At 65.8% G+C, this 6,684-nt stretch carries 6 protein-coding genes; 5 read left to right on the top strand and 1 reads right to left on the bottom strand.

The window, feature by feature from the left end; translation table 11 throughout:
- Positions 1-500: 500 nt before the first annotated feature.
- The 3 genes from AC3WTC_RS20385 (at position 501) to AC3WTC_RS20375 (ending at position 2,860) form a co-directional block, all read left to right on the top strand.
- Positions 501-1,364 carry a pirin family protein gene (locus tag AC3WTC_RS20385; RefSeq protein WP_049427674.1) on the top strand — a complete coding sequence of 288 codons (864 nt, stop codon included), beginning with the start codon at positions 501-503 and terminating at the stop codon, positions 1,362-1,364.
- A 121-nt stretch (positions 1,365-1,485) separates the two neighbouring features.
- Positions 1,486-2,205, top strand: a complete 720-nt coding sequence (aqpZ, locus tag AC3WTC_RS20380; protein WP_032951977.1) for an aquaporin Z — start codon at positions 1,486-1,488, stop codon at positions 2,203-2,205.
- 196 nt (positions 2,206-2,401) lie between these two features.
- Positions 2,402-2,860 carry a hypothetical protein gene (locus AC3WTC_RS20375; protein WP_025877096.1) on the top strand — a complete coding sequence of 153 codons (459 nt, stop codon included), beginning with the start codon at positions 2,402-2,404 and terminating at the stop codon, positions 2,858-2,860.
- Positions 2,861-3,056: 196 nt separating this feature from the next.
- Here the strand turns inward: AC3WTC_RS20375 and AC3WTC_RS20370 are convergent, their stop codons facing one another.
- Positions 3,057-3,908, bottom strand: coding sequence for a pirin family protein (locus AC3WTC_RS20370; RefSeq protein WP_492712415.1), 852 nt, complete (start codon positions 3,906-3,908; stop codon positions 3,057-3,059).
- A gap of 269 nt (positions 3,909-4,177) precedes the next feature.
- Here AC3WTC_RS20370 and AC3WTC_RS20365 point away from each other — a divergent pair, with 269 nt between their 5' ends.
- Both AC3WTC_RS20365 and AC3WTC_RS20360 read left to right on the top strand, forming a co-directional pair.
- Complete coding sequence (locus tag AC3WTC_RS20365) at positions 4,178-6,259, top strand: carbon starvation CstA family protein (RefSeq protein WP_025877093.1); 2,082 nt, start codon at positions 4,178-4,180, stop codon at positions 6,257-6,259.
- Positions 6,259-6,483: a YbdD/YjiX family protein gene (locus tag AC3WTC_RS20360; protein WP_025877091.1), complete on the top strand. Its 225-nt coding sequence runs from the start codon at positions 6,259-6,261 to the stop codon at positions 6,481-6,483. Before AC3WTC_RS20365 ends, AC3WTC_RS20360 begins: the two co-directional genes overlap by 1 nt.
- Positions 6,484-6,684: the final 201 nt, after the last annotated feature.

Here is a 6,684-nt window from a genome sequence, read left to right as displayed (position 1 = left end):
CCCCCCCCCCCCCCCCCCCCCCCCCCCCCCCCCCCCCCCCCCCCCCCCCCCCCCCCCCCCCCCCCCCCCCCCACCCCTGACAGTTTCCCGGTGACGGTTGGTGAGCTGCGATTTCCGGTAGGTGTCGACCTTGGTCGACACGCTTGATCCACGCCATGCGTGGATGCGAGCGAAGCGACCAGCATTTGATTTTGATTTTCTTTTTCTTCTCCGTGGCTGGACGGCACCCGGAAACTTTCAGAGGACGGGCGGGTGGGTTGCGCAGGACCGTTGGCGCCATGGATGGCGCCATCGAGCCCCCATGGACGGGTTTACGGCGTGTCCTGCGCCACCCACCCGCCCGGCCAAGCGCGGCTTCTGCTTTTGCCTTCAGCGACCAACCCACAGCCACGAGGGGCTGCGCCGTTGGCTGGAACAACCTGTTACCCGGACGGGGAATGTCACCGCCACCACCACATGCGATGCTGACCGCCTTGATCCCTGCCAGCGAGAACGCCCGCATGACCACCATCATCGCCCCGCGCGTGCACGACATCGGCGGCCTGGAAGTGCGCCGCGCCGTGCCCACCCTGCAGGCCCGCAGCATCGGTTCGTTCGTGTTCGTCGACCAGATGGGCCCGGCACTCATGCACCCCGGTACCGCCATCGACGTGCGCCCGCACCCGCATATCGGCCTGGCCACCGTCACCTACCTCTGGTCCGGTGCCATCGGCCACCGCGATACGCTGGGCTCGGACCAGGTGATCCGTCCCGGTGACGTCAACTGGATGACCGCCGGCCGCGGCATCGCCCATTCCGAGCGCACGCCGCAACCGGACCGCGACCATGACAACCCGATCCACGGCATGCAGACCTGGGTCGCGCTGCCGAAGTCGCATGAGGAAATCGAACCGGCCTTCTACCACCATGCCGCCGCCACCCTGCCCGAGCAGCGCCGCAACGGCGCCTGGCTGCGCGTCATTGCCGGACGCGCCTATGGCGAGGAGTCGCCGGTCAAGGTGTTCGCCGACACGCTCAACGTGGCGATCGACCTGGACCCGGATGCGGAGATCGACATCGATGATGGCCACCGCGAACGTGCGCTGTACATCCTCGAGGGCGAAGCGCAGCTGGATGGTGTGGACATTCCCGCCCAGCACCTGGTGATTCCCGAAGCCGGTGCGCGCGGCCGCCTGCGTGCGAAGACGCCGGTGAAGGCGATGCTGTTCGGCGGCGAACCGCTGGATGGCCCGCGCCATCTGTGGTGGAACTTCGTTTCCAGTTCCAAGGAACGTATCGAGCAGGCCAAGCACGACTGGGAAGCCGGACGTTTCGGCACCATTCCCGGCGACGACAAGGAATTCATTCCCCTGCCCCAGTACTGAGCATCGCGTGTTGCACACATCCGAAGGTGTATCCCTGCACCCGGCGTTGACGCTACAGTCACCCGCTGATCACTGAAATGTGACATAAATCACACTTTAGACCGTCAAAGGAGTGCAACACATGAGCATGGGTAAACGCTTGTCCGCCGAGTTCCTCGGCACGTTCTGGCTGGTTCTGGGTGGCTGTGGCAGTGCGGTGCTGGCCGCCAAGTTCGGTGGCGACGGCAATCCGCTGGGTATCGGTTTCCTCGGCGTGGCCCTGGCCTTCGGCCTGACCGTGGTGACCGGCGCCTACGCGTTCGGCCATATCTCCGGTGCACACTTCAATCCAGCGGTCAGCGTGGGCCTGTGGGCCGGTGGCCGCTTCCCGACCCGGGATCTGGTGCCCTACATCATCGCGCAGGTGGCCGGCGGCCTGCTGGCCGGCTTCATCCTGCTGCAGATCGCCTCCGGTGCCAGCGGCTTCGCCATTGATGGCAGCCAGGCCGGCGCGTTCGCCAGCAACGGTTATGGTGCGCTGTCGCCCGGTGGCTACAGCGTGGCGGCCGCGTTCCTGTGCGAAGTGGTGCTCACGGCCGTGTTCCTGATCGTGATCATGGGCGCGACCCATGGCAAGGCGCCGGCGGGCTTCGCGCCGCTGGCCATCGGCCTGGCCCTGACCCTGATCCACCTGATCAGCATTCCGGTGACCAATACGTCGGTGAACCCGGCCCGCTCCACGGCGGTGGCCTTCTTCGCCGGCAGTGGCGCAACCGGCCAGCTATGGCTGTTCTGGGTCGCCCCGCTGCTGGGCGGTGCGATCGGCGGCATCATCTACAAGTGGATCGGCAACGACCGCTGAGCCATGACCGTGCCATTGCGGCCGACCCTCGGCCGCAATGGTTACGGATGTAACCGCGATTTGTGCGATCGCTCACGTTCCGTTAAGGTCTGGTCATCCGCCCGTGCTTTCGCCGGGCAGGACGGCATCCGGGGATGGGATGCCTCGACCGCCGGTGTCACCGGCGGTGCCAACGACACGCCACCTTGGGGGATGCATGAAGTTCGCGCCTGTTGTTCTGTCGAGCCTGTTGTTCGTTGCGGCGTCTGCCTGCGCGCAGGCCCCGGTCGACTGTCCTTCGTTGCCCGCCAGCAGCGGCCTGCAATGGCAGCAGCAGGCACAGTCCGGCTTCCTGGTGTGCCGCGCGGCCACCAGTGACGGGCGCGAAGTACTGAGCCTGATGCTCAGCCAGCGCGATCCGGGCATTCCGCTGACCCGCTCGCTGCGCCAGGAAAAAGGCAGCTTTGCCGGTGAATCGATGTACTGGTACCAGCCGGATCTTGGCGGCCAGCAGCCGCCGGGCTATGCCGAGCGCCGCATCAGCGTGGTCAAGCTGGACAAGGGCCGCTACGCGCAGATCGCGCTGTATCCCGACAGTTCCCAGGAACTGGGCACGCTGCAGCAGCTTGCGCAAGGCATGAACCTGACGCCCTCTGCCGTGGCCGACGGCCGCTGAGGCGCTGCTGGGGATGACTGCCTGGCAGCATTCCCGCACTTCCACCCGATCCATCGGTAGCGCCGGGCCATGCCCGGCGGCATTCTGTCGTGTCGGCTCTTCTGGACATCCGCCGGGCATGGCCCGGCGCTACCAATGTGCTGTGGGCATGGCCCGGCGCTACCGATGCGCTGTGGGCATGGCCCGCAGCGCGACCTCAGAACCTGCCTTCCTGGAAATCGACGAAGGCCTGCATCAATTCCTCGCGGGTGTTCATCACGAACGGGCCATGCCGCATCACCGGCTCGCGCAACGGACGACCCGCCACCAGGATCAAACGCGCGCCGTCGCTGCCTGCCGACAGATGCAGCTGCTCGCCACCGCCCAGCACCGCCAGTTCCTGCCGCGCCACGTCGCGCGCCGCATCCTGCTCGCCCACCGTCAACCCGCCTTCGAAGACGTAGACGAACGCGTTGTGGCCTTCGGGCAGGAAATAGGTCCAGGCACGATCGGCCTCCAGTGCAATGTCCAGATACAGCGGATCGGTCGCCGGCTGCGCGATCGGCCCCGCCGTGCCCTCGACCGTGCCGGCGATCACCTTGACCTGCACGCCTTCGGCCGGCTGCACCACCGGGATCTTCCCGGGAGCGAATTCCTGGTACTTCGGCGCGGTCATCTTGTCGCGCGCCGGCAGGTTCACCCACAGCTGGAAGCCGCGCATCTGCCCGCTTTCCTGCTCGGGCATCTCCGAATGCACCAGGCCACGGCCGGCCGTCATCCACTGCACGCTGCCGGGGGTCAGCAGGCCCTCGTTGCCGTGATTGTCGCGATGCCGCATGCGGCCATCGAGCATGTAGGTGACGGTCTCGAAACCACGATGCGGATGCTCGGGGAAACCGGCGATGTAGTCCTCGGCGCGATCGGTACCGAATTCGTCGAGCAGCAGGAACGGATCGAGGTCGGGCAGCGAGGGGCCGCCGATGACCCGGGTCAGGCGAACACCGGCACCGTCGGAGGTGGGCATGCCACGGATGGTACGCAGGACGCGGACCGGCTCGGGAAGGCTCATGGTGACTCCTGTTGGATGGATGCCGCTAAAAATGGACGCTGCAGCGCGCAACGCCAATGGATGCCGTCGCAACCGATTGTTCCATCCCTGGTGTTCGCCGCACGTCATGTCCGCACGCCGGCACCGCCTGCGTTGTCGGCTGCGAAGGAACATCGCCACCTGCTACACCCATGTACGACCAAAGTACTACCGCCGAATGGTCCCGTGCACATTGACCCTGCCAGGGGCACGCGGGACTCTTTGCCTGTCTTTCCGGGAGAGAGCACCTCATGAAAGGTTTTTCCAAAATAGGCTGGGCGGCCCTCGCCCTGCTCGGCGCGTTCTGCCTGGGCACGGTGGCGCTGCGGCGCGGTGAGCACATCAACGCGTTGTGGATCGTGGTCGCGGCGGTATCGCTGTACCTGGTTGCCTACCGCTTCTACAGCCTGTTCATCGCCGACAAGGTGATGCAGCTCGATCCGACCCGGGCCACTCCGGCGGTGATCAACAACGATGGCCTGGACTACGTACCGACCAACAAGCACGTGCTGTTCGGCCACCACTTCGCCGCCATTGCCGGTGCCGGCCCGCTGGTCGGCCCGGTGCTGGCCGCGCAGATGGGCTACCTGCCCGGCCTGCTGTGGCTGGTGGTCGGCGTGGTGCTGGCCGGTGCGGTGCAGGACTTCATGGTCCTGTTCCTGTCCAGCCGCCGCAACGGCCGTTCACTGGGTGACCTGGTGCGCGAGGAGATGGGCCAGGTGCCCGGCACCATCGCGTTGTTCGGTGCCTTCCTGATCATGATCATCATCCTGGCCGTGCTGGCGATGGTGGTGGTCAAGGCACTGGCGGAAAGCCCGTGGGGCATGTTCACGGTGATCGCGACGATGCCCATCGCGATCCTGATGGGCGTCTACATGCGCTACATCCGGCCGGGCAAGATCGGTGAGATCTCGGTGGTGGGCCTGGTGCTGCTGCTCGCCGCGATCTGGTTCGGTGGCAAGGTGGCGGCAGACCCGACCTGGGGCCCGGCGTTCACCTTCACCGGCACCCAGATCACCTGGATGCTGATCGGCTACGGTTTCGTCGCCTCGGTGCTGCCGGTCTGGCTGCTGCTGGCACCGCGCGACTACCTGTCGACCTTCCTGAAGATCGGCACGATCATCGCGCTGGCCATCGGCATCTTGGTGGTGATGCCGGAACTGAAGATGCCGGCGCTGACCCAGTTCGCGGCCAGCGGCGACGGCCCGGTGTGGAAAGGCGGCATGTTCCCGTTCCTGTTCATCACCATCGCCTGCGGCGCGGTGTCGGGTTTCCATGCACTGATCTCCTCGGGCACTACGCCCAAGCTGCTGGCCAATGAAGCGCACATGCGATACATCGGCTACGGCGGCATGCTGATGGAATCGTTCGTGGCAGTGATGGCGCTGGTGGCGGCCTCGATCATCGATCCGGGCATCTACTTCGCGATGAACAGCCCGGCGGCGGTGATCGGTGCCGATGCCGCCTCGGCTGCACACTACATCACCAATACCTGGGGCTTCACCATCACCCCCGAACAGCTGACCGCCACGGCGGCAGCGATCGGTGAACCGACCATCCTGCATCGTGCCGGTGGTGCCCCCACCCTGGCGGTGGGCATCGCGCAGATCCTGCATGAGGCGATCCCCAGCAGCAGCGACGCGATGATGGCGTTCTGGTACCACTTCGCCATCCTGTTCGAAGCACTGTTCATCCTCACCGCGGTGGATGCGGGCACACGTGCCGGTCGTTTCATGCTGCAGGACCTGCTCGGAAATTTCGTGCCGGCGCTGAAGAAGACCGAGTCGTGGACTGCCAACATCATCGGCACTGCCGGCTGCGTGGCGCTGTGGGGCTACCTGCTGTACACCGGCGTGGTCGATCCGTTCGGCGGCATCCAGACGTTGTGGCCGTTGTTCGGCATCTCCAACCAGATGCTGGCGGGCATCGCGCTGATGCTGGGCACGGTGGTGCTGTTCAAGATGAAGCGTGACCGCTACGCGTGGGTCACCGCGGTGCCTGCGGTGTGGCTGCTGATCTGCACCACCTATGCTGGTTTCATCAAGATCTTCGACAGCAATCCGGCGCAGGGCTTCCTGGCACAGGCACACAAGTTCCAGGACGCGTTGGCCAGCGGCACCATCACCGCACCGGCGAAGTCGGTCGCGCAGATGCAGCAGATCGTGGTCAATGCCTATGTAAACACCGGCCTGACCGCGCTGTTCCTGCTGGTGGTGGCGTCGGTGCTGGTGTATTCGATCAAGACGATCGTGGCGGCGCGCCGCAATCCGCAGCGCAGCGACCGCGAGACCCCGTACGTGGCGCTGAAGCCGCATGAAATGGTGGACCTGTAATGAGTACACAACTGGTTCCGGTGGGGCAGTACCAGGCGCATCGCCGGATCTGGCGACGCCTGGTGCAGACGGCGCGGCTGTGCTGCGGCATTCCCGACTACGACAACTATGTGCGGCATGTGCGGGAGAAGCATCCGGACCGCGAGCCGATGGACTACAAGACGTTCTTCCGCGAGCGGCAGGAAGCGCGGTATGGCGGGCGCAACGGTGGTCGCTGCTGTTGAGGTTCCCGGTGGGTGCCGGGCTTGCAGCCCGGCGCCCGCAGAGGCAACGGCAACGGCAACGGCAACGGCAACATCAACTGCAACCGCAACTGCTGGAGCGTCGGCTCTGGGGTTCTGTGGGTTTGGCGGGGCGGTGTGGGCTTGCAGGACACGCCGTAAACCCGTCCATGGGGGCTCGATGGCGCCATCCATGGCGCCAAC

The sequence above is a fragment of the Stenotrophomonas sp. FW305-C-20-S1 genome (assembly GCF_058783335.1).
This window is presented reverse-complemented; position numbering and strand designations above follow the sequence as displayed.